Source organism: Catenibacterium sp. RTP21428st1_D7_RTP21428_210409, from assembly GCF_040227455.1.
Lineage (GTDB): Bacteria > Bacillota_I > Bacilli_A > Erysipelotrichales > Coprobacillaceae > Catenibacterium > Catenibacterium mitsuoka_A.
The window spans coordinates 1-1,058 of the sequence record NZ_JBEHVX010000165.1; the positions used below are offsets into that span (position 1 = coordinate 1).

General features: G+C 32.7%; 1 protein-coding gene. It reads left to right on the forward strand.

Going from position 1 to position 1,058, the window contains the following annotated elements:
• Window positions 1–322: 322 nt before the first annotated feature.
• On the forward strand, window positions 323–604 hold the full coding sequence (locus tag ABUA27_RS12650) for a hypothetical protein (RefSeq protein ID WP_349820862.1): 282 nt from the start codon (window positions 323–325) through the stop codon (window positions 602–604).
• Window positions 605–1,058: the final 454 nt, after the last annotated feature.

The window sequence follows — 1,058 nt, forward strand, 5'->3', positions numbered from 1 at the left end:
CCAAAAGAGTTCTTTGAATTCTTCTGAATAGGTTATGCTTTTGATAGATACTTTCTTTACATATGGATTCTTTTCGAATTCCTTTACTTGTTCATCACTAAAATAATTTACTCCCATAATAACACCACCATTCTATAATCATTATAATACGCAAAATAAAAGCCCTGTAAAACAGGGTCACGAAATAAATATCCTTTTTTATCGTGTCCTTTTTACAGGGTCCATTTTAAAGACAGATAGAGGTACTGAATTCTCAGATGCAGATGGACTAGAAAAGGACAATGATGACAGCACGAGAACTCATGTTTTTTACTGTGATGCTATGCAATCATGTCAGAAAAGAAGTCTTGAGAACAACCACAAGGAGATACGTTACATATGCCCTAAAGAAGCAGGTCTCAAGAAGCTTGGTTTTGATTCACAGGAGAAGGATAATCTCATGGTATCCCACATTAATTCCCAGCCAAAGGAGAACCTAAAAGGAAAATCATCGCTGGAGATGATGGAGTTCATAAGTCCAGATTTATATAAGAAATTCATAGAATTTGGAATCAAAAAAATAGAAAATGATGAGATAATTTTAAAACCATATTTACTAAAATAAGATAACTAAAATCATTCGGAGAATGTATGAAACTTGAGATGCAGACTGACAATAGCACATGCAGTAAAAGTGGAATTTAGTCTTACACCCGAAAAAATGAACGAAATTCCATAGCTTTATTGTGCCCTAAAATACCATGATTTCTGTCATGAAAGTCACACTTCTTGTATACGTATGATTAAGTTCCATTCCTAAAACAAAAAGAATATCAGACTTAATATCCGATATTCTTATGAAAATATAATTCTGAACGAGTAAATTCCACATTTTTTTGTTCCGTTTTAAAGTGGAATTTAACTTTTCACTTTAGCTCATTATGAATTCATCATCAATTCTTTGATACAGTTCAATGCTTCCCATCCTGGTAAGCGTAACATTGGTAAGACTCAATTCATTAAAGAGTTAGCTTCTACTGTAGGTACTACTGTCTCTAATATATATTCTATCATCAAGG

Bases quoted from the DNA above. Each gene is read 5' to 3' on its own strand.
- ABUA27_RS12650 (WP_349820862.1), top strand. From the start codon at position 323: ATGCAATCATGTCAGAAAAGAAGTCTTGAGAACAACCACAAGGAGATA.